This window comes from Streptomyces sp. NPDC107454 (genome assembly GCF_055582885.1).
In genome coordinates this window covers 184,839-207,715 of record NZ_JBVJPA010000010.1, presented here as the reverse complement: position 1 = coordinate 207,715, position 22,877 = coordinate 184,839, and the positions used below count along the sequence as shown (strand labels likewise).

The following is a 22,877-nucleotide window of genomic DNA, read 5'->3' as shown; positions in this document are numbered from 1 at the left end:
GCGGGTTCGGTTCTACGGTGTGCGCTCGCTTTGCGCGTCCGAGCGGAGGCGGGCCCTCTGCGTCCGGGCCTGGTGAAGGCGGGCCTTGGTGCGGTTGCCGCAGCGGGACATGGAGCACCAGCGGCGATTGCGGGCGGGCGAGCGGTCCACGAACCGCAGAGCGCACCGCTCCGCGCCGCAGACGCGTACCCGCCGGATCTCGTCGGACAGCAGAAGATCGACGGCATCCTGGGCGATCAGCGCCAGCGCGGCCGCGGGGTCGGAGGTCCGGCTTGCGGTACCGGCCGGCTCCAGGCGTCCGTCCCTGACTGCCAGTTGCAGAGCGGGCCGAGGGGCCGCATCCGCCGAGCGGTTCAGCAGCGTGACGTCGCCCGAGGCGGGCAGCAGGCCGTCGGCGACCGCGAGTACCGCCCGGTCGAGTGTCTCGCGCAGTCGTAGGCCCGACGACAGAACGGCGGTAGCGGCGGGATCCGGGGCGGCGGAACCGGGCGAGAGCAGACCTGCCTCCTGAAGCCAGCGGGACAGGTCACCCGGATTCCTGAGCGTCTCCTCCGGCGTGGTTCGCCACCGGAAGCGCAGCGTGTTGACGAAGTCCAGGCAGATTCGCCCGCCGTCCCAAACCCACAAGTCGTCCGTTGCCACGCCATCATTCTGCACGTTAGCTTAACCCTCTAAGGGGGTTAGTTCGCCGCTGCCGAGGAGACGCATTCAATGGGACAGCCGACGGTGACGACCGGAGTGACGCAGGTGGACGGGGTCCGCCTGCACTACGTCAGGGCGGGGTCGGGCCCCCTGCTCGTCCTGCTCCACGGCTGGCCGCAGACCTCCCTGTGCTGGCGGGAGGTGCTGCCGGAGCTCGCCGCCGACCACACCGTGGTGGCGCCCGACCTGCGCGGCTACGGCCGGAGCGACAAGCCCACGGCCGGCTACGACAAGCGGCGGATGGCCGCCGACATGGCCGGTCTCGTCGAAGCGCTCGGCTTCGAGAAGGCCGTGGTCGTGGGGCACGATCGCGGTGCCCGCGTGGGGCACCGCTGGGCGCTGGACCGTCCGGAGCAGGTGGAGCGGCTGGCCGTGCTCGACATCGTGCCGACCCGGGAGATGTTCCGCCGCCTGGACGTCTCGCTCGCCTCCGGGTACTGGCACTGGCTGTTCCAGATGCAGCCCGATCTGCCCGAGCGGCTCGTGGGCCACGACATCCGCGGGTATCTGGAGTATTTCTTCGAGCGGTGGACCTACAACCGCCATGGGCTGACACCCGACGCGGTCGACGCCTACGTCCGCGCGTTCTCCCGTCCCGGTGCCATGCGCGCGAGCTTCGACGACTACCGGGCCATGGAGCAGGACGTCGAACTCGACGACGTCGACGTGGCCGAGGGCCGTCGTCTGACCATGCCGGTGCTGGCGCTGTGGGGTTCCGTGGGACTGCCGTCCCGCCTGCCCGCGCTGGAGATCTGGCGTACGTACGCGGATGACGTCATTGGTGCCGAGATCCCGGAGTGCGGGCACTTCATCCCGGAGGAGCAGCCGGAGGCCCTGCTGGCGCATCTGCGGGCATTCATGGCGTCGGGAGCGGACCGGTGACGTTCCCGTCCGGCGGTTGAGTCAGGGGTAGGACGCGCCGAGGGGCGGCTCCAACCGCGACCGGCTGGGCCACCCGTCGGTGTGTGCCTCAGGCCGCGACCGGCGCGTCCTCGGTGGCGAGTCCGGCAGCCGGACCGTGGGCCTCGCGTCGCCGGGGCATCAGGAACGCCAGGGCCGCCGCGACGGCGACCGCACCCGCCCCGACCCACAGCGCCGGGACCAGCCCGTCCACGAACAGAGAGGCGGAGCCGTAGCCGCCCTGGGCGGAGAAGACCGCCGCCAGCGACGCGACGCCGATGGCGCCGCCGACCTCGCGGATCGCGTTGTTCGCGCCGGAGGCGATGCCCTGTTCCTCAGGGCGGACGGTGCTCATGACGAGGTTCGCGCTGGGCGCGAAGAACATGCCCATGCCGATACCGCAGACGATCAGTGCGGGCAGCAGGTGGGTGTAGGTCACCTGCGGTTCGACGGCCAGCGCCCACAGCCCGAGGCCCACGGCGTTCAGGGCCATGCCCACCGCGACGACCGGACCCCCGCCGATGCGGTCGGAGAACACCCCGGCCAGCGGCCCGGCGATCATGGGCATGGCGGTCCAGGGCAGCATCCGTACGCCGGCCTCCATCGGCGAGTAGCCGCCGACGGTCTGCAGATACTGGCTGAGCAGGAAGATCGCCCCGAACATGCCCAGGAACATCAGAAGGCTGGCGACGTTGATCGCGCTGAAGGACCGGTGGCGGAAGAGACGCATCGGCAGCATCGGATGCTCGGCGCGCAGTTCGTACAGGACGAAGCCGACGAGAAGGGCTGTACCCGCGAAGAGGCCGCCCAGAACCGGGGTGCTGGTCCAGCCGTCGGTGTTGCCGCGCACCAGGGCGTAGACGATGCCGAACAGGCCGCCGCTGACCAGTACCGTGCCCACGAGGTCCAGACTCGGGTGCGGGCCGTGGCTCTCGTCCAGCCGGAGCAGGGCCAGTGGGATCAGCGCCAGGCCGATCGGGACGTTCACCCAGAAGATCCACTGCCAGGACAGGTGCTCGGTGAGCGTGCCGCCGATGAGCGGTCCGGTGGCGACGGCTATGCCGCTGGCCGCGCCCCAGATGCCGAAGGCCGCGCCGCGGCGTTCGGCAGGGACGGCGGCCGACAGCAGGGTGAGCGTCAGCGGCGTCACGACCGCGGCCCCGACACCCTGCGCCGCACGGGCGGCGATCAGTTCGCCCATCCCGGGGGCGAGAGCGGCGGCGGCCGAGGCGCCGGTGAAGATCGCGAGTCCGGTGGCGAACAGCTTGCGGCGGCCGAAGCGGTCGCCCAGGGAGGCGCCGAACATGAGCAGAACCGCGAAGGTGAGGGTGTAGGCGCTCACCGTCCATTCGAGGTCCTCCAGGCCGCCGCCGAGGTCCTTGCGGATGGAGGGCAGGGCGGTGGTGACGATCAGGTTGTCGAGCGCTGTGATGAATCCGGCGATGCTGGTGATGGCGATGGCCCAGACGGCGCTGCCGGACCGAGTCGGTTGTCTGCGGTGCTCTGTCATGACGTTCCCTTGCTGGGCGTACTGTGCGGAGGGTCTGTGGGCGGGGGTTTCTGAGAGGCCGGCTCTCAGGGGAGCTGGGGATAGAGCACCGAGAGGTCCCCGGACAGTGCCGCCTTCGCCTGGCGGGCCGCGTTGTCCGCGAGGATCTCGTAGGCACCGTCGGCGATGCCGTCGACGGCGATCCGGGCGATGTTGGCCGGGTCGGACTTGGCCGCGTCGATGTCCCGGACCATGTCGGTGTCCATGTAGCCGACGTGCAGTCCGGCCACCCGGATGCCCCGGTCGGCGAGTTGCACGCGCAGTGCGTTGGTGAGCGACCACTCCGCGGACTTGGCGGCGCAGTAGGCGCCGATCTCCGGGAAGCTGACCCAGGACAGACCGGACAGGACGTTCAGGATCACTCCGCCGCCCGCCGCGATCTGGGGCGCGAAGCTCCGGACCACCGAGAGGGTGCCGAAGAAGTGGGTGTCCATCTCCCGGCGGATGTCGGCCGGATCGGCCGTGAGCAGGTCGGCGCCGGTGTTCGACCCGGCGTTGTTGATGAGGACGCGCACATCGCCGGTGGCCTCGGCGGCGGCCGCGACGGAGGCGGGGTCCGTGATGTCGAGCGCGATCGGCTTGGCGCCGGGCAGGTCGACCTGGTCCGGGTTGCGGGCGCCGGCGTAGACGGTGGCGCCCCGGGCGAGCAGTTCGGCGGCGAGAGCCCGGCCGAAGCCCCGGTTGGCCCCGGTGACGAGGGCGGTGCTGGTGGAGAGGTCCATGGGGAGTTCCTGGGGAGTGAGAAGACATGGCCTATTAAATTATGACCGTAATGCTAAGAGGGGGTAGGTGATCGCAAGCGGGCTGCGCTTGCGACGCCTGCGGAATCGCCCCGAGTGCTCTCCCGGGCGCCCGGGCTCTCGAGCCCCCATGGATGAGGGGCCCGCCGTGCGTGTGGCGGGCCCCTCACGCTTCGGACACGCGGAGCGTGCTCAGAGCTTGACGATCATCTTTCCGACGTTCTCGCCCCGCATCATCGACAGGAAGGCGTCCAGGGTGCTGTCGAGGCCCTGCCGAACCGTCTCGGTGTAGCGGAGCTTGCCCTCGGCGAGCCAGCCGCCGACCTCCTGGACGAACTTGGGCTGGAGGTCCAGCTCCTCGCTGAACATGAAGGCCAGGATGTCCGACCGGGTCACGGACAGGTTCCACAGGTTGCGCGGTCCCACGACCTGCTCGTCGTTGTACTGCGAGACCATCCCGCACAGGACGATCCGCGCGTGCAGCCTGAGCGCGCCGATCGCCGCCTCCAGGTGCTCGCCGCCGACGTTGTCGAAGAAGACGTCGATGCCGTCCGGGGCCGCCTTCGCCAGCTGCTCGGCCACCGGCCCGTTCTTGTAGTTGAACGCCGCGTCGTAGCCGTACTCCTCGAGCAGCAGCTTGACCTTCTCGTCCGAGCCCGCGCTGCCGATCACCCGTCCGGCGCCCTTCAGCTTGGCGATCTGCCCGACCTGGCTGCCGACCGCGCCGGCCGCGCCGGAGACGAAGACCGTGTCGCCCTCCTTGATCTTCGCGAACCGCTCAAGGCCGATGTACGCGGTGAGGCCGGTGACGCCGAGCACGCCCAGGTAGGCGGTGAGCGGGGCCAGGTTCGGGTCCACCTTCTGGGCGCCCGCGGCGTCGAGGACGGCGTGGTCGCGCCAGCCGAGGACGTGGACCACGTAGTCGCCGGGCGCGAAACCCTCCGCGTTGGAGGCGAGGACGCGGCCGATCGCGGGGCCGTCCATCGGCGCGTCCACGTCGTAGGGCTCGATGTAGGACTTCTTGTCGCTCATCCGGCCGCGCATGTAGGGGTCGACCGAAAGGTACTCGTTGGTGACGAGGAGCTGTCCAGGGCCGGGCGTGGCGAGGTCGGTCTCACGTAGCGAGAAGTTGGCCGTGGTGGGCCGGCCTTCCGGGCGGGAGTCCAGGAACCAGGTGTGTGCGGTGGTGGGGAGGGGCTGCTCGGGCATGTGGATCGAATCCTTTGTGGTGTGGTGGTGTTCTGGAGAGGATCAAGACAGAAAGGTCTGTCTACTGGACAGACAGGTCTGTCTACGTGGGAGCTGCGAAAAAGGCCGGAGTTGGTCGACGGGGGAAGTGTCGGGCGTTGTCGGCCCGGCAACTTCAGGCAGGCCCCGCGCAGGCCGCGTCGAGCAGAGTGCGCGCCGCCTGTTTGGCGGCCTCGGCGGCCTCGGCGGCACGCTCGACGCGTGTGGCCGCCAGAGTGCCGTCGATGAGGAGGGTGAGCTGGAACGCGAGCATGCCCGGGTCTGTGGCGCCGGCCGCGGCGGCCAGGCCCCGCACCCAGTCGCGGACGTTGCTCTTGTGCTCGGCGGTGATGGTGTGCGCCGTGCTGCCCGGGTCGTACTCCGCCACCGCGTTGATGAACGCGCAGCCCAGCGTGCCCGCTCGTGCTGCCTGCTCCAGCGCGACGAAGAGACCGAAGAGCTGCTCGCGTGGATCATCCCCGGCCGCCAGTGCCGCCGAGCGCAGCTGGCGCCGCCAGCTGTCGTCCATCCGTCGCAAGTAGGCGGCGACCACGTCGTCCTTGCTGGGGAACTGCTTGTACAGCGTGGCCTTGGCGACTCCCGACTCGGCGATCAGCCTGTCCACACCCACGGCGTGGATGCCATGGGTGTAGAACAGCTCGCAGGCCGTGTCGAGAATTCGATCCCGGGCAGGGCGCCGGATGGACATCGTGCTCATGCCGTGTAAGTTAACAGACAGGTCTGTCTGCCCGCAAGCGAAAGACAGACCTGTCTGTACTTAACACGTGATCGACTGCGAGGAGATGTTCTGATGGGCGCCATTGACGGTCTTGATCTCGGCACGTTCGGGGTCTACACCTTCGACTTCGAGGCCCAGTCGGCGGCGCGGATCCGCGAGTCGGTTCAGGAGCTGGAAGAACAGGGCTGGCGGGCGGTGTGGATTCCCGAACTCCTTGGGCGCGACGCGTTCACGCACGCCGGCTATCTGCTCTCCTGCACCGAGCGGCTCAGGGTGGTCAACGGCATCGCACAGATCTGGTCACGCGGAGCCCGGTGGGCGTACGGTGCCGGCCTTCTGCTCGCCGACGCCTACCCCGACCGGCATGTGCTCGGTCTTGGATTCGGCGGCGGGCCGGGTCCGGGTCGGGGCCCGGCGGCCAAGCCCCTGGCGGCCATGACCGCGTACCTTGACGAGATGGACGCGGTCGAGACGCCCAACCCCCTGCCGCAGGCTCCGATGCGCCGCATCATGGCCGCGTACGGGCCCAAGATGCTCCAGCTGGCAGGCGAACGCACCGCCGGCGCGCAGACCTATCACGTCAACGTGGCGCACACCGCGCAGGCGCGCGAGATCCTCGGACCGGACGCGTTCCTGGGCGTCGAGCACGCGGTGCTCTTCGAGTCCGACCCCGACAAGGCCCGCGCGATCGCGCGCGAGCATCTGCACATCTACCTGAACACTCCGTACAACGTCGCCAAGTTCCGTCGGCTGGGCTACACGGAGGAGGAGATCGCGAGCGGCAGCGACCGCATCGTCGACGATCTCGTGTTCTGGGGCGACCTGGACAGCATCGTCGAGAAGCTCCACGCCCATGTCGGGGCCGGCGCCGATCATGTCGCGATCCAGGTGATCGGGATCCGGCCGGGTGAGTCCGCGATGCCGTACTGGCGCATGCTCGGCGAGGCACTCCTGCCTCGGGGTGGCCAGGCCTGATCCGCGGGACGGCGGAAGAGTGCCCTGCCCGTCGACGGGCAGGGCACCCTGCGCCCGGGGCCGGTGCGGGCGCCGACGTCCCGGTTCGTCGTCAGCCGGTCGAGGCGCGGAGGTCCTTTCGGAGGATCTTGCCCGACGCCGACTTGGGTATGACGTCGATGAACTCGACCCGCCGGACCTTCTTGTACGGGGCGACCCGGCCGGCGACGAACTCGATGACCTGGGCCGCGGTGAGGTCGGTCCCGGGCCGGCGGACCACGAAGGCCTTGGGGATCTCCTCGCCGTCGTCGTCGGCGACCCCGATGACCGCGCTGTCGCTGATGGCCGGGTGGGTCAGCAGCAGGGCCTCGAGTTCGGCGGGCGGGACCTGGTAACCCTTGTACTTGATCAGTTCCTTGAGCCGGTCGACGATGAACACCCGGCCGATGCGGTCGACCTGTGCGAGATCTCCGGTGTGCAGGAATCCGTCGGAGTCGATCGTGTCGGCGGTCGCCTCCGCGTTGCCCAGGTAGCCGGTCATCACGTTCGGTCCCTTCACCCACAGCTCGCCCGGCTTGCTCAGACCTGCCGTCGGGTAGGCGACGTCCTGGCCGGTGACGGGATCGACGATCCTGTTGAGCGTGTTGGGTACGGGCCAGCCGCACGAACTGAGCGGCGCGACCTCACCGAAGTGTGCCTGGCCGCCGTCCAGGGGCATCACGTGGCTGACCGGGCTCAGCTCGCTCATGCCGTAGCCCTGGAGTACGCGCACGCCCAGACGCTCGGCCACGGCGTTTCCGAGTTCGGCGTCCAGCGGTGCGGCACCGGACAGGAGGGTGTGCAGCGACGACAGGTCGTATGCGTCGATCAGCGGGTGCTTGGCCAGTGCCACCGCGACGGGTGGCGCTATGAAGTTGTAGGTGATCCGGTGTTCCTGGATGGTGTCCAGGAACGCGGCCAGCTCGAACCGGGGCATGACGACCAGCGTCGCCCGCGCCTGCAGCGCGGCGTTGAGCAGCACGGTCATCCCGTAGATGTGGGAGAACGGCAGCACCGCGAGCATGTTGTCGTCGGACCTCATCCCGAGCAGGGGGCGGATCTGCGCCATGTTGGCCACCAGGTTCCGGTGCGTGAGCATGACGCCCTTGGGGTTGCCGGTGGTTCCGGAGCTGTAGGGCAGCACGGCCAGGTGCGTGGCGGGATCGAAGGAGACCTGCGGAGCCGGGGCGCCCTGGGCCAGCAGATCGTCGGCATTCGGGTGTCCAGTGGCGGTCTCGCCTTCGCCGTCCAGGACGATGAGGCACCCGGGCGTGATCCCCACCGACCGCGCCGCCTCCTGGGCCTGCGGCAGCAGCGCGCCGACGGTGATCAGCATCGTCGCGCGCGCGTCGGTGAGCTGCTTGGCGATGTCCTGGGCGGTGAACAACGCGTTGACGGTGGTCGCCGTGGCGCCGGCCCGCAGAATGCCGTGGAAGGCCACCGCGAACAGGGACGAGTTAGGAGCGAGGAGACCCACCACGTCCCCGACGCCGACCCCACGGGCGGCGAGGGCGCCGGATGTCGCGTTCACCCGCCCGATCAGCTCCCGGTAGGTCGTTCGCGCGCCATCGACGGCGTCGACGAGTGCGATCCGGTCCAGGTCGGTCTGGTCGATGTCCACGAAGAGCATGTCGAACACGCTCACTTCGGGGATGTCGACATCGGGGAACGGGCTGGTGAACATCAAGGGGCTCCACTACTGGTGCTGTTGGTGCTGTGTGCGAGGAACGTCAGGACGCGGGCGGCGAACTCGTCGGGGTATTCGATCTGCGGCATGTGACCGGCCCCGGCGAAGAGATACGTCTCGGCGTGCGGGAGGAGCCGGTGCGCGGAGTCGAGATGACGGGCCGGCAGGACCCGGTCCCGGTCGCCCCAGATGATCAGGGTGGGGCGGGGGTGCTTCCTGACGACGGCGGTCAGGTCCGCCCGCCAGCCGGGCTTGGTGCCACGCACCGTGGCGAGTTGTCGGACGGTCTCAAGCAGTACGGCGTTCGGGTCGGGCTGTCGGGCGATGGCCAACGCATGATCGATCCGCTCCTTGGTGGCCAGTAGCGGGTCGGCGAAAAGCAGGCGCTCGGCCATCCACGCCCCGGCGCGGCTGGTGCGTCGGGTGGCGATACGGCCGAGAACCGGGAGGGCGAGCAGCCGCAGCGGGAGTGCGACCTCGGAGCCGAATCCTGCGCTGTTCACCAGCACCAGCGAGGCGACCCGTTCCGGCTCGAAAACGAGCAACTGCTGGGCGATCGCGCCGCCGAGCGAGTTGCCGACCAGGTGCAGGGGCCGCCGCTCGCCGAGGGCGTCGAGCGTGTCAATCGCTCCCCGGGCCAGCACGTCGAGCGTGGCGGGTTCGGGGGAGCGGGCGGAGAACCCGAAACCCGGAAGGTCCAGGGCGATCAGCCGATGCCCCTGGGCAAGGCGCGGGTACTGCGGGGCCCAGTCCTCGAGACTGCGGCCGATGCCGTGCAACAGCAGCACGGGCGGGTCGGCCGGGTCGCCCTCGACACGGACGCGGGTGCGCCGGCCGTTGACGGAGAGGAAGGCGGGGGTGCTCACGCGGCCGCTTCCTCGGGCGTCTCCGCCGCGCCCAGCACGGCACGGGTGAAGTGCAGCGCGGGGTCCTCGACCGATCGGCCACGCAGCCGCTCACGGTCGAGCGCGTAGTTCTGGTCCACCGTCCAGGGGCCGTGGGAGCCCTGCTGCGGGAACAGGTGCATGGCGCGCTTGATGTAGGCCGCGTCCATTTCGAGGAACGGCCGCCGGGGTTGCGCCGGGTCGTCGACGACCGGTGTGAAGGCGGCGTAGCCGAAGCGGTCCATGTGGGCCAGCATCCGGCACAGGTGGTCGGAGACCAGGTCGACCTTGAGCGTCCACGCGTTGGTGGTGTAGCCGAGCGCGAACGCGAAGTTGGGCACGCCGCTGACCATCATGGCCTTGAACATCAGCCGGTCGTTGAGTTCCACTGGATGTCCGTCGACGTGCAGGGCGATCCCGCCGAACGGCAGCATGTTCAGTCCGGTGGCGGTGACGATGATGTCGGCGTCGAGCTCGGTGCCCGACTTGAGGAGGATGCCGCGCTCGGTGAACCGGACGATGTGATCGGTGACCACGGACGCCCCACCGCTGGAGATGGCCTTGAACAGGTCGGAGTCGGGGACCACACACAGGCGCTGGTCCCACGGGTTGTAACGGGGGTTGAAGTGTGTGTCGACCGCGTAACTCTCGGGAAGCGCTGCGGCGTTGAGCCGGCGGATCAGCCGGCGCATCTGCCGTGGGTAGCGTCGGCTGAGGGACAGGATCAGACGCTGGCGGTTGATGTTGATGCGCCGGGTGATTGCGTACGCGACCGCGTCCGGCAGAAGTCGAAGCAGGGTGTTGGCGATCGGGTCCTTGCGCGGGACCGGCAGGACGTACGACGGTGAGCGCTGCAGCATCGTGACGTGTCCCGCTGTGCCCGCCATCGACGGCAGGAGTGTCACGGCCGTGGCGCCGCTGCCGATGACGACGACCTTCTTGCCGGTGTAGTCGAGATCCTCCGGCCACTGCTGCGGGTGGGCGATCAGGCCGCCGAAGTCCTCGCGCCCCTCGAAGTGGGGGGTGTATCCGCCGTCGTAGTCGTAGTAGCCGGCGGCGGAGAACAGCACGCCGCAGGTGACGTCGAACTGTTCGCCGTCACTGGTCCGTTCGAGTGTGACCGTCCAGCGTGCCGTGTCGGACGAGAAGTCGGCGCGGAGCACCTTGTGTCCGAGGTGCAGGTGCCGGTCGAGGCCGTTCTCGGTGATCGTCTCCTGCAGGTAGTCGAGGATCTCGTGGGCGTCGGCGATCGCGTTGTCCTTGGTCCACGGCTTGAACTCGAAGCCGAAGCTCTGCATGTCGGCGTCGGAGCGGATGCCCGGGTAGCGGAACAGGTCCCAGGTCCCGCCGATCGCGTCGCGGCCGTCGACGACGGCGAAGGTCCGGCCCGGCTGCTTCGTGGTCAGGTGGTAGCCCAGATCGATGCCGGAGATGCCGGCTCCGACGATCAGCACGTCGACGTGCTGAAGTCGCGATGCCGCCTCGGCGGTTCCACTCATGTCGGTTTCCTTCGTTTCGTGAGGTGTGGGCGACGGATCGGCGAAGGCCGCGGTCACTGCTGCGCGATCAAGGACACGAGGCGCGGGACGGCGGAGAGGGCGGGGACGTCGAGGAAACCGGGGCGCTGGTAGGCAGGGTCGGGGTAGGTGTAGTAGCCCTTGCCGGTCTGCAGCCCCAGCAGACCCTGGTCCAGGAAGTTGCCCTTGATGTACTCGGCGTTGGCGCTCATCTGCGCGTCGCCGGTCTCCCCGGCCCAGTGGGCGAGGACGTCGTACGCCGTCTTCATGCCGATCATGTCCATCATGCCCAGCGGCCCGAATCTGGCGCCGGTGTACAGGAAGGTGCGGTCCACGTCCTCGGGAGCGGCGACCCCGTTGGTCACGAGGGTCTGTGCGGCGTTGAGGAAGGGCACCAGCCACGTGTTGACGACGTACCCGTTCTGCTCCTTGCGTACGGGGATCGGCAGCATGCCGATCTCGACGGCGAACTCCGTCACCTCGGTGAGCGTCTTCGTTGTCGTACCGGGGTGCGCCATGATCTCGGTGAAGTTCATCGACCAGATCAAGTTGGAGAAGTGCAGAGCACAGAACTTCTCCGGACGGCCGGTGGCCGAGGCGAAGTCCCTGGGCAGGAACGTCGAGGAGTTGGTCGCGATGAGGGCCGCCGGAGGCAGGAGTCCGGCCATCTCCTCGTACACGGCCGACTTGACCTCCGGGATCTCCGGCACCGCCTCGATCACCAGGTCTGTCTGTGCGACCGCGGAAGCCAGGTCGGTGCTGTAGGTCAGGCGTTCCCTCGTGGCGGCGATGTCCGTGTCGTCGGCGCCGACGACGGACAGGTAGATGGCGGCGTACTGGTCGTGTGCGGCTCGGCACCGCTCGATGGCGTCCGGTGCGATGTCGTAGACGGTGACGGTCTTGCCCTTGAACGCGCTGTGCCAGGCGATCTGTCCGCCCAGCACACCGGAGCCCAGGACGGTCAAGCGGTTCAGTCGGGACATGGAGCTCTCCTCTTCACGACGGTGGGAATGGAGAGGCGAGCGCCGGCAGGGCTTCACGCAGCCGAGTTCATCGCTGCCGGCACACTCGCTCCTTGAGCTGTACCTACACGGGCACGCTCGCCCAGTGCTGTGCCAGTGCGTCGGCGAGTTCCCGCGGGCGCTGGAGTGGCGTCCAGTGCCCGCTGTCCAGCCTGATCACGCCTGTGGCCCTGACAGCCTTCGCGACGGGTTCGGCGTACTCCACGGGTGCGAACTGGTCGTCGGTGCCCCAGAACACGAGAGAGGGGCTGGTGATGTCCACCAGACCGGGCTGCCACTCCTCCCACAGCCGGACCGCGGAGCGATAGAGGCGCAGGATGCTGTCCTTCATCGTGGCGTCCATGCGACTCGCGTTGTCTTCCGCGTGCTGGGCGGGAACGCCGTTGGCGTGGAGCAGTCCGCTCAGCTCCGACGGGTCGAGTGCGGCCATCCACTGCTCTCCGGCCTCGGGGGTCTGCCAGACCTTCGCGAGGTCGTGCCACTCGTCCGCGCCGGCGATCTGGGCGCCCCCGGCGGCCCACGTCCGCACCAGGTCGGGACGGACCGAGGCGACGCGGGAGGTGAGGATGCAGCCCCAGTCGTGGCCCACGAGGTCCACAGGGCTGCCGATCTCCTCCAGCCGGGCGATGATCCAGTCGGCGTACTCCTCCTTCGTGGAGGTGAAGCCGTCCGGCACGGGACTTCCGAAGCCGGGCAGGGAAAGGACGATGACGTCGGTCCGTGTCAGGTGGGCTATGACGTCGTCCCAGACGTGGTGCGTGTCGGGTACGCCATGGACGAATACGGCGGGCACAGGGATTCTCCGTTCGCTCGGTCAGCCGGTGGTGTACTTCGCCGTGCCGCCCGTCAGGTACTTGACGGGCCCGAGACCCTGGGCCTCGGCGCACTGCTCGGTCAGCTTCTGGACGGTCACCGCGTCCAGCACCGAGTGGAACTGTCCGTCCTCGGTGAAGCCGACGTTGGCGCCGTTGATGACGAACAGCACGACCGTGTCCTCGGTGTTGGTCGGAGGCACGGCGAAGGTGTGCACCGACGAGGCGGGCTCGTAGAGGTACGAGCCGGCGGTCTGCCGCTGGTCGGGGTACTCCTTGTAGAGCCACTCGCCCTTGAGGGTGTATCCGTGCACCCCTCCGGTGTGCAGATGGATGGGCAGCTCCACCCCGGGAGCGAAGGTGCCGAGGATCGACCAGATGCCCATCTCGGGGTCGAGGAACAGAGGCTGGAAGCTGATCCCGGGGCCGAGCGCGTCCTTCAACAGGGGGACGTCGTTCACGTTGAGCGTGAGGAGCTCGGTCTGCGGGAGCGAGACGACGGGCACTTTGCTCGCGGTCTGTACTGCGGTCATGGTCTTCCTCCGGTGCGTGTGCGGTGAGTGGGGGTCAGCGGGCGTGGGGGGTGATGATGATCTTGGCGTCCTGCTCGGGGTCGCGGAGCCTGACGAAGGCGTCGGCCACGTCGGCGAGTCCGATCCGGCTGGTGATGAGCGGATCGACGTGGAGTTCGCCGGCGGCCAGGTGTCCGAGGGTCTGGGCGAACTCCTCGACCGTGTAGGAGACGGAGAAGACCAGGTCGATCTCCTTGAAGACACCGAAGGTGGGGTAGAAGGTGTCCTGTTCCATGCACAGCCCGGCGACGACGATCTTCGTGCACGCGGCGGCCCCGCCGAGGATCTGCTGGATGACTCCGGGGACGCCCACGCACTCGAACACCACCGACGGACGGAATGCGGAGTCCGGGAACGTCACCGTCCGGCGGCCGAACCGCGCCGGGTCCGACACGGCTGCGACCGAACGCCAGGAGTCGTACGGCGAGGTCTCGCGCGGGTCGACCACGATGTCGGCGCCGAGCGCGGTGGCCATGGCCCGGCGGGTGGGGGAGAAGTCCGCGGCGATGATCGGGCCGATGCCCCGCATCTTGAGCACCGCGATCACCGCCAGTCCGATCGGGCCGCAGCCGATGACGATGGGCACGTCGTCGGATCCGAGGGCGCCACGGTTGACCGCGTGCAGTGCGACGGCCAGCGGTTCGGTGAGGGCGGCGATGTCGGTGGGCACGCTGTCCGGCACCGGGATGAGCAGGTCCTCGGACAGGAGCATGTAGTCGGCGTAGCCGCCCGGGGTGTCGACACCGCCGAAGCCGAGCAGCACCGGCTGCGGCTGCCGCAGCAGGAACGGCACCGAGACCACCCGCGTGCCGGGCGCGTGCACCCCGCGCGTGCCCGGTCCGTTCTCGACCACCTCGGCGCAGAACTCGTGACCCAGGGAGGTCCGCGCTTCGAGGTCGAACGGTGCGGCGCCGGTTACCGCCTTGTAGCCCTCGATCAGTTCGGAGCCGTGCGTGACAGCATGCAGGTCACTCCCACAGATACCGTTCGCGAGGGTTTTGACCAGCACCTCTCCCGGGCCGGGCCGGGGGATCGGCGTCTCGATCAGTTCGAGTCCGCCCTTGCGCATGACAACAGCAGTCATCGTCATCGATGTGTCCTTGCGGTTGAGGTGTTTCGGAGTGGTGCCCCGGAAGCCGGGGACGTCGAGGGTGCGACCGATGGGCACGGCTGTCCCTGGAGCGGACCCGCGATACGAGGAAGAGGGGCTCGCACCACGACCCGGGATACGGGGTGGTGTCGTAGCAGGGAGGCCCGTTCGTCGGGCTCTCCCGTGAGGTGGTGAACGGTCGTCCGGTGTCAGACGGTTGACTGCCGCTCAGGACGGAACTGCGGATGTGCGGCGGACGCGGGTGCGCAATCCGTGTGCGCACGGTTGTAAGCGGCTGTCCGAGCGAACCCGTGCCGCGTCACGGGAGAACTGCCCGGCGATGGCGGTCCGTTCACTCGGACCGAGCCGACGTCGATCACTCCGTAGGCTCGTTGCGATCATCGCGATCGTCGTGCGGTGGTGCCGGACGGCTCGGTCCGTTGCTGAAGCGCTCATGGCACACCTCGTCGTGTGACTGCCCCGCCTGGGCGGCGGCCGGTGGAGCGGTGCCCGGCCAAGTGACCCGAGCGCGTAGCCCACGTGCTCGTCCTCGCCTGTGGGCTCAAGCGCTAACAGTAAGAGGGTGACTACCATCATGCAAGTAACTAACTGCAGTGATGGAAGTCACCGTTGGATCCAGGCTTTGGGTTCAGGAGGCGTGCTCGTTCCGTCGTTCGAGCAGTGCGCGGAGCCGGTCGTCCGCGGACGGGCCCGGCAGGAACATGGAGTGCTCCTCGTCTATGGGGCGGCCGGTCGTGCGGTCGATCATCAGGGGGTCCACGTCGGCGCCCGACTCCTTGTCCACCACGCGGATGTTGGGCGCCTCCGGCGGAAAGTGCTCAAGGCCGAAGGCGTACAGCGCGATGAGCACCGGGCGGAACGCGTGCCCGGCTTCGGTGAGGATGTACTCGTCCCGCGGCGGCCGTTCGCTGTAGCGGCGCCGTTGAAGGAGGCCCGCCTCGACGAGTGCGCCGAGCCGGCGGGTCAGGGAGTTCGGCGAGATGCCCAGGCTCTTCTGGAACTCGTCGAACCGGGTGATGCCGTGGGTCGCGTCGCGCAGGATGAGGATGCTCCACCACTCGCCCACCCGTTCCAGTGTCAGCGCGACCGGGCAGGTCATGTCCTGAAAGCTCTTCCGTTCCATGATGGAAGTCTACGGACGGTGCGTCGGGGGCCGACGACTCGCGGCTGGTGGGGCGGTGCGGGGAGCGGCGTCAGTGCGAGGCGCTGTCGGCGGCCAGGCCGGAGAGCAGGAGGGTGAGCGCTCGGCCCGTGTCGGCCAGGGCGCCTTCCGGGTCCTCCGCGGTCGCGATGATGTGGTTGCCCTCGCACAGGCAGGCCAGCAGCAGCCGCGCGGTGGTGGCGATCGGTGTGTCCGGCTTCAGTTCCCCCCGGGTGGCCATGACGGTGAGCAGCTGTTCGATCGGCGGCTGGGCGACCGTCTCGTTGATGCGCCGGTACTGCTCGCCCAGGACCGCGGGCGCCTGGGCCATCAGCTCGCGGTGCAGCGGGTCGTCGACGGACCGTCGCAGGAAGGCGAGGGCGAGGGAACGGGCCTCCGTCATGGCGGAGGTGTCCGGGGTCGCTGCGGCCTCCTCCGCGGTCGTGTCACCGAGGGCAGCGACCTGCTGGATCAGCCCGGTGTACAGCTCGGCGAACATCGCTCTCTTGTCCGGGAAGTGGTGGTAGAAGGTGCCCTTGCTCACCATCGCCGCTTCGGTGATCGCCTCGACCGGCGTGCCCGCGAACCCGTTGTCCATGAACAGTCTGCGGGCGGCGGCCGTCAGGTCCGCCCGGGTCTGCTCCGCGTACATCTGCCGCCGGTTTGGCCTCCTCATGTGCGCCATCGTATATTGGATGACTCAGGGTCAATGAATGACTGAGAGTCATCCAATGGGTGTGGTGACAACGCGTCCGGCGGGTCCGTCTGGAAGGTGTGATCGTGGACAGTCGCAGGATCGTCCTGCTGGGCGCTACGGGGTACACCGGTCAGCGAGTGCTCAGGGAACTCCTGAGACGCGGTGCGGAACCGATCCTGGTCGGGCGCAGCCGCGCCAGGATGCAGGCCGTGGTGGACCGCTTCGGGGCTCATCTGCCGGTGGCCGAGGCCGATCTCACCTCGGCTGCCGAGCTCTCGCGGCTCCTGGAGCCGAGCGACGTCGTCGTCTCCACGGTGGGGCCGTTCAGGGATCTCGGCGTGGCGACGGTCACGGCGGCGGCCCGGGCGGGGGCCCACTACCTCGACTCCACGGGTGAGGGGGCGTTCGCCCGGTTCGTCTTCGAACTGGACTCCGTCGCCGCGGTTCGGGGGGCGACTCTGGTGCCCGCATTCGGATACGACTACGTACCGGGCAACCTCGCCGGGGCGCTCGCCCTCACGCGGGCGGGCGAGCGGGCACGGCATGTCGACATCGGCTACTTCATCGCCCGCTCCGGGCACGGGGATCCGTTGCGCTACCGGAGCACCCTGCGGGACGCCTGGACCCTGACCACAGGGGGAACCCGGCAGACACTCGTCGCTGCGGCGGCCGAGGACGGGTTCGCCTACCGCCCGCCACGCCCGGGGGCTCCTTCCCGGCTGGTCGACGAACGTGCCGCCCAGCGCGTCCGCACGTTCCACTACGCGGGTGTGCGGCGCGCGACCATGACCGTCCCGGGCTCGGAGCATCTCGGACTGCCGGAGGTGTTCCCGCAGTTGGAGAGCGTCGAGGTGGGCCTGGGCTGGTTCGGCGGGTGGGCCCGTCCGGTGCAGATCGCGGCCGCACTCCATGCACCCCTGCTCAGGTCGGCACGGGTACGGTCCGCGCTGACCCGGCTGTCCGGGCGCCTCCCGGGAGCGCATCGCGAGCCGGACAGCGACGGACGCTCCCTGGTGATCGCCGTGGCCCGGGACGGCTCGGGCCGGCATCTGGCCAGGACGGCTCTCACCGGACCCGATCCCTACGAGATGACGGGATCCCTGCTGGCCTGGGGCGCCGTTCGGGCGGCGGCGCCGGATGCCGTCCTCAAGCCGGGCGCGCACGGCCCGGTCGCGGCCTTCGGGCTCGACACCCTCGCGCTGGGCGCCGCCGAGGCGGGAGTGCATGAAGTCGTCGAAGCGCCGGACCGCCGCCGATGACAGCGTTCGCGGGCACGGATCACGGCATCGGGGTGCTGAAGCGGACGTCCGTGCGACCGGATGCCGAGTCGATGAACAGGTAACAGGTTGTTCGATCGGGTGCGAGTCAGCCCCCTCGACGGGAGGCGACCGGCCCAGCAGAAAGGAACCGTCCATGGACGAGCAGGGTGAGCGTTTCGACGTCGTCGTACTCGGTGCCGGGCCCGGCGGTTACGTCGCGGCCATCCGGGCCGCCCAACTGGGCAAGCGGGTCGCGGTCGTCGAGGAGAAGTACTGGGGCGGTGTCTGCCTGAACGTAGGCTGTATCCCCACCAAGGCCCTGCTCCGCAACGCCGAACTCGCTCACATCTTCACGCGCGAGGCGAAGACCTTCGGCATCAAGACCGACGGCGAGGTCTCCTTCGACTACGGGGAGGCCTACCGCCGCAGCCGGAAGGTCGCCGACGGCCGGGTCAAGGGCGTCCACTACCTGATGAAGAAGAACAACATCACGGAGATCGCCGGGCGCGGCACGTTCCTCGACCCGCACACCCTCCAGGTGGCCGGCTACGACGGCAACGCCCGCACCATCGCCTTCGACCACTGCATCATCGCCACCGGCGCAACTCCGAAGCTGCTCCCCGGTACCAAGCGCAGCGCGCGCGTCGTCACGTTCGAGGAACAAATACTCGCCGAGGACCTGCCGCACTCCATCGTGATCGCCGGCGCCGGGGCCATCGGTGTCGAGTTCGCCTACGTCCTGCACAACTACGGCGTGAAGGTCACCATCGTCGAGTTCCTGGACCGGGTCGCCCCGCTGGAGGACACCGAGGTCTCCGCCGAACTCGCCAAGCAGTACCGGAAGCTGGGCATCGACGTCCTCACCTCGACCCGCGTCGACGCCATCGACGAGTCCGGACCGCAGGTCCGCGTCACGGTCACCGCCAAGGACGGCACCCAGCAGGTCCTGGAGGCCGACAAGGTCCTCCAGGCCATCGGTTTCGCCCCGAACGTCACCGGCTACGGCCTGGAGAGCACGGGCGTACGGCTCACCGAGCGCGGCGCGATCGACGTGGACGGCCACTGCCGCACCTCCGTTCCGCACCTCTACGCCATCGGCGACGTGACGGCGAAGCTGATGCTCGCGCACACCGCCGAGGCGATGGGGGTGATCGCCGCCGAGACGCTCGCGGACGCCGAGACCATGGAACTGGACTACGCGATGATCCCGCGCGCCACCTACTGCCAGCCCCAGATCGCGAGCTTCGGCTACACCGAGGCCCAGGCCCGTGACCTCGGCCACGACGTCCGGGTCGCCAAGTTCCCGTTCACCGCGAACGCCAAGGCACACGGGCTGGGCGACGCCACCGGCTTCGTGAAACTGATCAGTGACGCGAAGTACGGCGAGATCCTCGGAGCCCATCTCATCGGCCCGGACGTCACCGAACTGCTCCCGGAGCTGACCCTGGCTCAGCAGTGGGATCTCACGGTCCATGAGGTAGCCCGCAACGTGCACGCCCATCCGACCCTGGGGGAGGCCGTCAAGGAGGCCGTGCACGGGCTGGCCGGTCACATGATCAACATGTAGTCAGCAGGCAGGAGGAGGGGCGTACGGTCCCGGCGGGGCCGTACCCCGGACCGCGTCCGTCAGCAGATCGAGCAAGCGGTCCAACTGCTCGCGCCCGTCGGTCGGCGAAGCCGTGGTGAACATGCCGACAAGGGCGATGACGAGGTCCTCGGCGCGGACGTCGTCGCGCAGCGCCCCCACGACCGTACCGGCGTCAAGGATGGCCTGAACCGCGGCGCGGAGTTGTTCGCGCGCCGGTGACGCGGGGCCCTGGTAGGACGCGAGAACCACGCGTAGCGCGTGTGCCGTCTCCCGATTCGTACTGGCGTAGTCGGCGAAGCGGTCCATCCAGCTGCGCAGCGCATGGGCCGGATCCTCCGTGCCGAGCAGGTCTTCGGCGTCGGCACGCAGTTGGGCCAGCTCCTCCTGGTAGATCGCCTCGACCAGTGCTTCCCGGGTGGGGAAGTGGCGGTAGAGCGTCGCGATGCCCACCCCGGTGTCCCGCGCGATCTGTTTCAGGGACACCGGTGCCTCGGACGCGAACGCGATACGCGCGGCGTCGAGCAGGCGGGTGCGGTTGCGCGCGGCGTCCGCGCGGACGGGTTTGGGGGTGTGCAGGCTCGGCATGATGCGGAGGGACCTCCGTGCGCGGTCCGGCTCCGGACCTTTAGAATTACGATCGTAAGCCTAAGTGGGTCGAGTCGGCGACCGCAAGACGGGTGTCGGCGGTGTGTTCAGGGTGTCGACTCGGCGCCGCGGAAGGTGCGCCGGTAGGCGAGCGGCGAGACGCCGATGGCGGCGTGGAGGTGTTCTCGCAGGGAGGTGCCGCCGGCGAAGCCGACCCGGCCGGCGACGTCGTCCACCGGCAGGTCGGTGGTCTCCAGGAGGTGCCGGGCTCGCTCGACGCGCTGTTGGATCAGCCAGCGTCCCGGGCTCAGCCCCACTTCTTCGGTGAAGCGGCGGACGAAGGTGCGCAGACTCATGTGCGAGTGCTCGGCGAGGTCTGCCAGGGCCATCGGCTCGTGGAGGTTCTCCAGCGCCCACTGGCGTGCGGTGGCCGTACCGCTGGTCGTGGCCTCGGGGACCGGGTGCCGGATGTATTGCGCCTGCCCGCCGTCACGCCAGGGCGGGACGACGCACATACGGGCCACCTGGTTGGCGACCTCGCTGCCATGGTCCTTGCGGATGATGTGCAGGCAGACGTCGAGCCCGGAGGCGGCGCCGGCTGAGGTCAGTACGTCCCCGTCGTCGATGAACAGGACGTTCGGATCCAGCGCGACCTTGGGGAACCATGAGCGGAAGAGGTCCGCCACGACCCAGTGGGTGGTGGCCGGCCGCCCGTCGAGGAGCCCCGCGGCGCCGAGAACGAAGGCGCCGGTGCAGATCGACACGAGGCGGGTGCCGGCAGCGACGGATGTGAGCGCCTCCACCACGGCCTGAGGCACCTCCGGGGTGACGGCGGTGGTGCTGAAGGGCGGGATGACGACGGTGTCGGCGGTGCGCAGAGCCTCGGGGCCGTGCTCGGTGGTGATGGAGAAGTCGGAGTTGGTGCGGACCGGGTTGCCGTCGACGGTGCAGGTGAGGACCTCGTAACGGCCATCCGTCGCCCCGAACACCCGGCTGGGGATGCCCAGTTCGAACGGATACACCCCGTCGACGGCCAGAACGGCGACTCGGTGAACGGATGTCATGGCGTGATCCCGTCGATAGTTGGCATTCGCGCCATGGTATCGGACTGCGGCGGCGGCCACGCTGGACGCATGGCGAACGCCGCCGCCAGGCGCGTAACTCGTCAAGCCACCCGCGATTCAACCGAGTTCGGAGAACAGAACCCCGTGAACCCCACAGCACCCGGCCGCCGCAGTGTCCTGGTCGCCGCCCTCGCGGCCGCCGCGGTTGCCGCCGCCCCCTCGGCCGTCGCCGGTCCGCTGTCCCGGGCGCCCGAGAGCGCCCGAGCGGCGCGCACCCCGGTCGGCGGACATGGCGAGAACGCCCGCCTCGCTTACCAGAAGACGGTCGCAGTCCAGATGATGAGGGGCGTTTTCGAGCAGGGTGACATGTCGGTCGTCGGCCGTTTCGTGCGGCCGGACTACATCCAGCACAACCCGCTGGCCCCTGACGGTGCCGAGGCACTCAAGGCCTTCGGTGCCGCCTGGCGGCAGCAGTACCCGGACGCCACGTACGACATCAAGCGTGTCATCTCCGAGGGCGACATGGTGCTCATGCACTCCAGCGTCGTCCTTGTTCCCGGCATCCCTGGAATGGCCGCGTTCGACATGTTCCGTTTCCAGGCCGGGAAGATCGCCGAGCACTGGGACGTGCTGCAGAACGTACCGGCGACCACGGTCAACGGCAGCGACATGTTCTCCACGATCAGCCGCCCGCGGACCGAGGAGCCCGGCCCCGCACGGCTCACCGCGTACAACAAGAGGCTGGTCGGCGAGTTCGTCGACCAGCTCCTTGAGCACAAGGACCTGACCGCCATCGACAGGTTCACGGGCTCGGAGTACCACCAGCACAGCCCGAACGTCCCCGACGGCCGGGCGGGTGCGAAGACCGCGCTGGGCGCCTGCTTCGCGCAGTACCCGCAGCTCACCATCACCCCGAAGCGGATCATCGCCGAGGGCGACCTGGTCGCCGTCCACAGCCACGCCGTCGACGCGCCCGGGGAGCGAGGCCAGGCGGTCGTGGACCTCTTCCGGGTGCGGGGCGGCAGGATCGTCGAGCACTGGGACGCCGTACAGGACGTGCCGGAGCACTCCGCCAACGACAACACGATGTTCTGACGCGAGGAGGAAGTATCACATGTCCGATCACATCACCGTCGAACTGAGCCCGGAAGCGGTCGAGTTCGCGGAGTGGATGGCCGGTCTGGTCGTCCCCGAGTCGGAGCTGGACGCGACGCGCACTCGTGTGGAGAGCGTGCACCTCAGGGCGCGGGAGCCGGAAGGCGTCACGTACCGGGAAGTGGACGCGGGCGGGGTCCTGGGCATCTGGTGCGAGCCGGTCGGCGCCGACACCCGGCACGTCCTGCTGCACAGTCACGCCGGGGGCTCCGTGCTGTCCTCCGCGTTCGTCGACCGGAAGCTCGCCGGTCACATCGCCAAGGCCGCGGGGGCCCCTGTCCTGGTCCTGGACTTCCGGCGGTCGCCGGAGCACAAGTACCCCGCCCAACTGGACGACGTGGAGGCGGCCTTCGACTGGCTGGTCTCCGAAGGGTACGAGCCGGGGAACATCATCACGATCGGCCACTCCGTCGGCGGGTTCCTCGCCGTCGCGCTGGCGATCCGGCTCCGCGACAAGAGGCAGCCGATGCCCGGCGCCATCGTGTCGATCTCCCCCTGGTGCGACCTGGAGATCGCCAACGAGACCATGGAGACCAACGCCGGGACGGACAAGATGCTCAGCAAGAGCCTGCTGGAGTTCTTCCGGGAGTCCTGGGTCGGCGGCACGGGCATCGAGTTCACGGACCCGAGGATCAATCTGAACCGCGCGGACCTGACGGGCCTCCCGCCGACCCTCGTCTCGTGGGGGACCTACGAGGTGCTGGCCGGCGAGGACGAGGAGTTCGCCGTGCGGGTCAGGGACGCCGGGATCGACACGGCGACCGTGGTGGTGCCGGGCGGTCAGCACTCGTACGTCTTCGGCGCCGGCCGCGTTCCGGAGGCCGACGCCGCGATCGCGCGGATCGGCGCGTGGGTCCGCGAGAAGATGAAGATCTGACCGCGGGAGCGCGAACACACAGGGCCGGGGCGGCAGCCGCCCCGGCCCTGTGGAGA

General features: G+C 69.2%; 22 protein-coding genes. 6 read left to right on the top strand and 16 right to left on the bottom strand.

What is annotated here, in order from left to right; translation table 11 throughout:
* Window positions 1-12: 12 nt before the first annotated feature.
* Window positions 13-642, bottom strand: a complete 630-nt coding sequence (locus ACZ69M_RS26465; RefSeq protein ID WP_470053521.1) for a CGNR zinc finger domain-containing protein — start codon at window positions 640-642, stop codon at window positions 13-15.
* Window positions 643-711: 69 nt separating this feature from the next.
* Between ACZ69M_RS26465 and ACZ69M_RS26460 the strand changes: the two genes are divergently transcribed.
* Window positions 712-1,584, top strand: a complete 873-nt coding sequence (locus ACZ69M_RS26460; RefSeq protein WP_470053519.1) for an alpha/beta fold hydrolase — start codon at window positions 712-714, stop codon at window positions 1,582-1,584.
* An 88-nt stretch (window positions 1,585-1,672) separates the two neighbouring features.
* Here the strand turns inward: ACZ69M_RS26460 and ACZ69M_RS26455 are convergent, their stop codons facing one another.
* The 4 genes from ACZ69M_RS26455 to ACZ69M_RS26440 all read right to left on the bottom strand — a co-directional run bounded on the left by ACZ69M_RS26455 (window position 1,673) and on the right by ACZ69M_RS26440 (window position 5,836).
* Entirely contained in the window at window positions 1,673-3,112 is a 1,440-nt protein-coding gene (locus tag ACZ69M_RS26455; protein ID WP_470053517.1) for a DHA2 family efflux MFS transporter permease subunit, read from the bottom strand.
* A gap of 65 nt (window positions 3,113-3,177) precedes the next feature.
* Window positions 3,178-3,873 carry an SDR family oxidoreductase gene (locus ACZ69M_RS26450; protein ID WP_470053515.1) on the bottom strand — a complete coding sequence of 232 codons (696 nt, stop codon included), beginning with the start codon at window positions 3,871-3,873 and terminating at the stop codon, window positions 3,178-3,180.
* 210 nt (window positions 3,874-4,083) lie between these two features.
* Window positions 4,084-5,100, bottom strand: a complete 1,017-nt coding sequence (locus tag ACZ69M_RS26445) for an NADP-dependent oxidoreductase (protein ID WP_470053513.1) — start codon at window positions 5,098-5,100, stop codon at window positions 4,084-4,086.
* A 154-nt stretch (window positions 5,101-5,254) separates the two neighbouring features.
* A complete protein-coding gene (locus ACZ69M_RS26440; protein ID WP_470053511.1) occupies window positions 5,255-5,836 on the bottom strand; it encodes a TetR/AcrR family transcriptional regulator in 582 nt (193 codons plus the stop codon).
* 93 nt (window positions 5,837-5,929) lie between these two features.
* Here ACZ69M_RS26440 and ACZ69M_RS26435 point away from each other — a divergent pair, with 93 nt between their 5' ends.
* Entirely contained in the window at window positions 5,930-6,832 is a 903-nt protein-coding gene (locus ACZ69M_RS26435; RefSeq protein WP_470053509.1) for a TIGR03620 family F420-dependent LLM class oxidoreductase, read from the top strand.
* Window positions 6,833-6,923: 91 nt separating this feature from the next.
* On the opposite strand, the gene ACZ69M_RS26430 is transcribed toward ACZ69M_RS26435, so the two are convergent.
* From ACZ69M_RS26430 to ACZ69M_RS26390, 9 genes are all read right to left on the bottom strand, one after another.
* Entirely contained in the window at window positions 6,924-8,534 is a 1,611-nt protein-coding gene (locus tag ACZ69M_RS26430; RefSeq protein WP_470053507.1) for a 4-coumarate--CoA ligase family protein, read from the bottom strand.
* Window positions 8,534-9,403 carry an alpha/beta fold hydrolase gene (locus ACZ69M_RS26425; RefSeq protein WP_470053505.1) on the bottom strand — a complete coding sequence of 290 codons (870 nt, stop codon included), beginning with the start codon at window positions 9,401-9,403 and terminating at the stop codon, window positions 8,534-8,536. The genes ACZ69M_RS26430 and ACZ69M_RS26425 overlap by 1 nt, the downstream gene beginning before the upstream one ends.
* Window positions 9,400-10,920, bottom strand: a complete 1,521-nt coding sequence (locus ACZ69M_RS26420; RefSeq protein WP_470053503.1) for a flavin-containing monooxygenase — start codon at window positions 10,918-10,920, stop codon at window positions 9,400-9,402. The genes ACZ69M_RS26425 and ACZ69M_RS26420 overlap by 4 nt, the downstream gene beginning before the upstream one ends.
* 53 nt (window positions 10,921-10,973) lie before the next feature.
* Window positions 10,974-11,921 carry a 3-hydroxyacyl-CoA dehydrogenase gene (locus ACZ69M_RS26415; protein WP_470053501.1) on the bottom strand — a complete coding sequence of 316 codons (948 nt, stop codon included), beginning with the start codon at window positions 11,919-11,921 and terminating at the stop codon, window positions 10,974-10,976.
* A 103-nt stretch (window positions 11,922-12,024) separates the two neighbouring features.
* Entirely contained in the window at window positions 12,025-12,753 is a 729-nt protein-coding gene (locus tag ACZ69M_RS26410; protein ID WP_470053499.1) for an alpha/beta fold hydrolase, read from the bottom strand.
* 21 nt (window positions 12,754-12,774) lie between these two features.
* Window positions 12,775-13,305: a 2,4'-dihydroxyacetophenone dioxygenase family protein gene (locus ACZ69M_RS26405; RefSeq protein ID WP_361292341.1), complete on the bottom strand. Its 531-nt coding sequence runs from the start codon at window positions 13,303-13,305 to the stop codon at window positions 12,775-12,777.
* A 34-nt stretch (window positions 13,306-13,339) separates the two neighbouring features.
* Window positions 13,340-14,512, bottom strand: coding sequence for a zinc-binding dehydrogenase (locus ACZ69M_RS26400; protein ID WP_470053497.1), 1,173 nt, complete (start codon window positions 14,510-14,512; stop codon window positions 13,340-13,342).
* Window positions 14,513-15,083: 571 nt separating this feature from the next.
* Window positions 15,084-15,578 carry a winged helix-turn-helix transcriptional regulator gene (locus ACZ69M_RS26395; protein WP_470053495.1) on the bottom strand — a complete coding sequence of 165 codons (495 nt, stop codon included), beginning with the start codon at window positions 15,576-15,578 and terminating at the stop codon, window positions 15,084-15,086.
* Between the two features lie 70 nt (window positions 15,579-15,648).
* A complete protein-coding gene (locus ACZ69M_RS26390; protein WP_470053494.1) occupies window positions 15,649-16,272 on the bottom strand; it encodes a TetR/AcrR family transcriptional regulator in 624 nt (207 codons plus the stop codon).
* A gap of 104 nt (window positions 16,273-16,376) precedes the next feature.
* On the opposite strand from ACZ69M_RS26390, the gene ACZ69M_RS26385 reads away from it, so the two are divergent.
* Window positions 16,377-17,552, top strand: a complete 1,176-nt coding sequence (locus ACZ69M_RS26385; protein WP_470053493.1) for a saccharopine dehydrogenase NADP-binding domain-containing protein — start codon at window positions 16,377-16,379, stop codon at window positions 17,550-17,552.
* Window positions 17,553-17,706: 154 nt separating this feature from the next.
* Window positions 17,707-19,119 carry a dihydrolipoyl dehydrogenase gene (lpdA, locus tag ACZ69M_RS26380; protein ID WP_470053491.1) on the top strand — a complete coding sequence of 471 codons (1,413 nt, stop codon included), beginning with the start codon at window positions 17,707-17,709 and terminating at the stop codon, window positions 19,117-19,119.
* Here lpdA and ACZ69M_RS26375 read toward each other — a convergent pair whose 3' ends face one another.
* Both ACZ69M_RS26375 and ACZ69M_RS26370 read right to left on the bottom strand, forming a co-directional pair.
* Window positions 19,120-19,725: a TetR/AcrR family transcriptional regulator gene (locus ACZ69M_RS26375; RefSeq protein ID WP_470053489.1), complete on the bottom strand. Its 606-nt coding sequence runs from the start codon at window positions 19,723-19,725 to the stop codon at window positions 19,120-19,122.
* A 107-nt stretch (window positions 19,726-19,832) separates the two neighbouring features.
* Window positions 19,833-20,789: a GlxA family transcriptional regulator gene (locus ACZ69M_RS26370; RefSeq protein ID WP_470053487.1), complete on the bottom strand. Its 957-nt coding sequence runs from the start codon at window positions 20,787-20,789 to the stop codon at window positions 19,833-19,835.
* Between the two features lie 144 nt (window positions 20,790-20,933).
* Between ACZ69M_RS26370 and ACZ69M_RS26365 the strand changes: the two genes are divergently transcribed.
* Window positions 20,934-21,884, top strand: a complete 951-nt coding sequence (locus tag ACZ69M_RS26365) for a nuclear transport factor 2 family protein (protein ID WP_470053485.1) — start codon at window positions 20,934-20,936, stop codon at window positions 21,882-21,884.
* 19 nt (window positions 21,885-21,903) lie between these two features.
* On the top strand, window positions 21,904-22,821 hold the full coding sequence (locus ACZ69M_RS26360; protein ID WP_470053483.1) for an alpha/beta hydrolase: 918 nt from the start codon (window positions 21,904-21,906) through the stop codon (window positions 22,819-22,821).
* The last annotated feature ends 56 nt before the right edge of the window (window positions 22,822-22,877 follow it).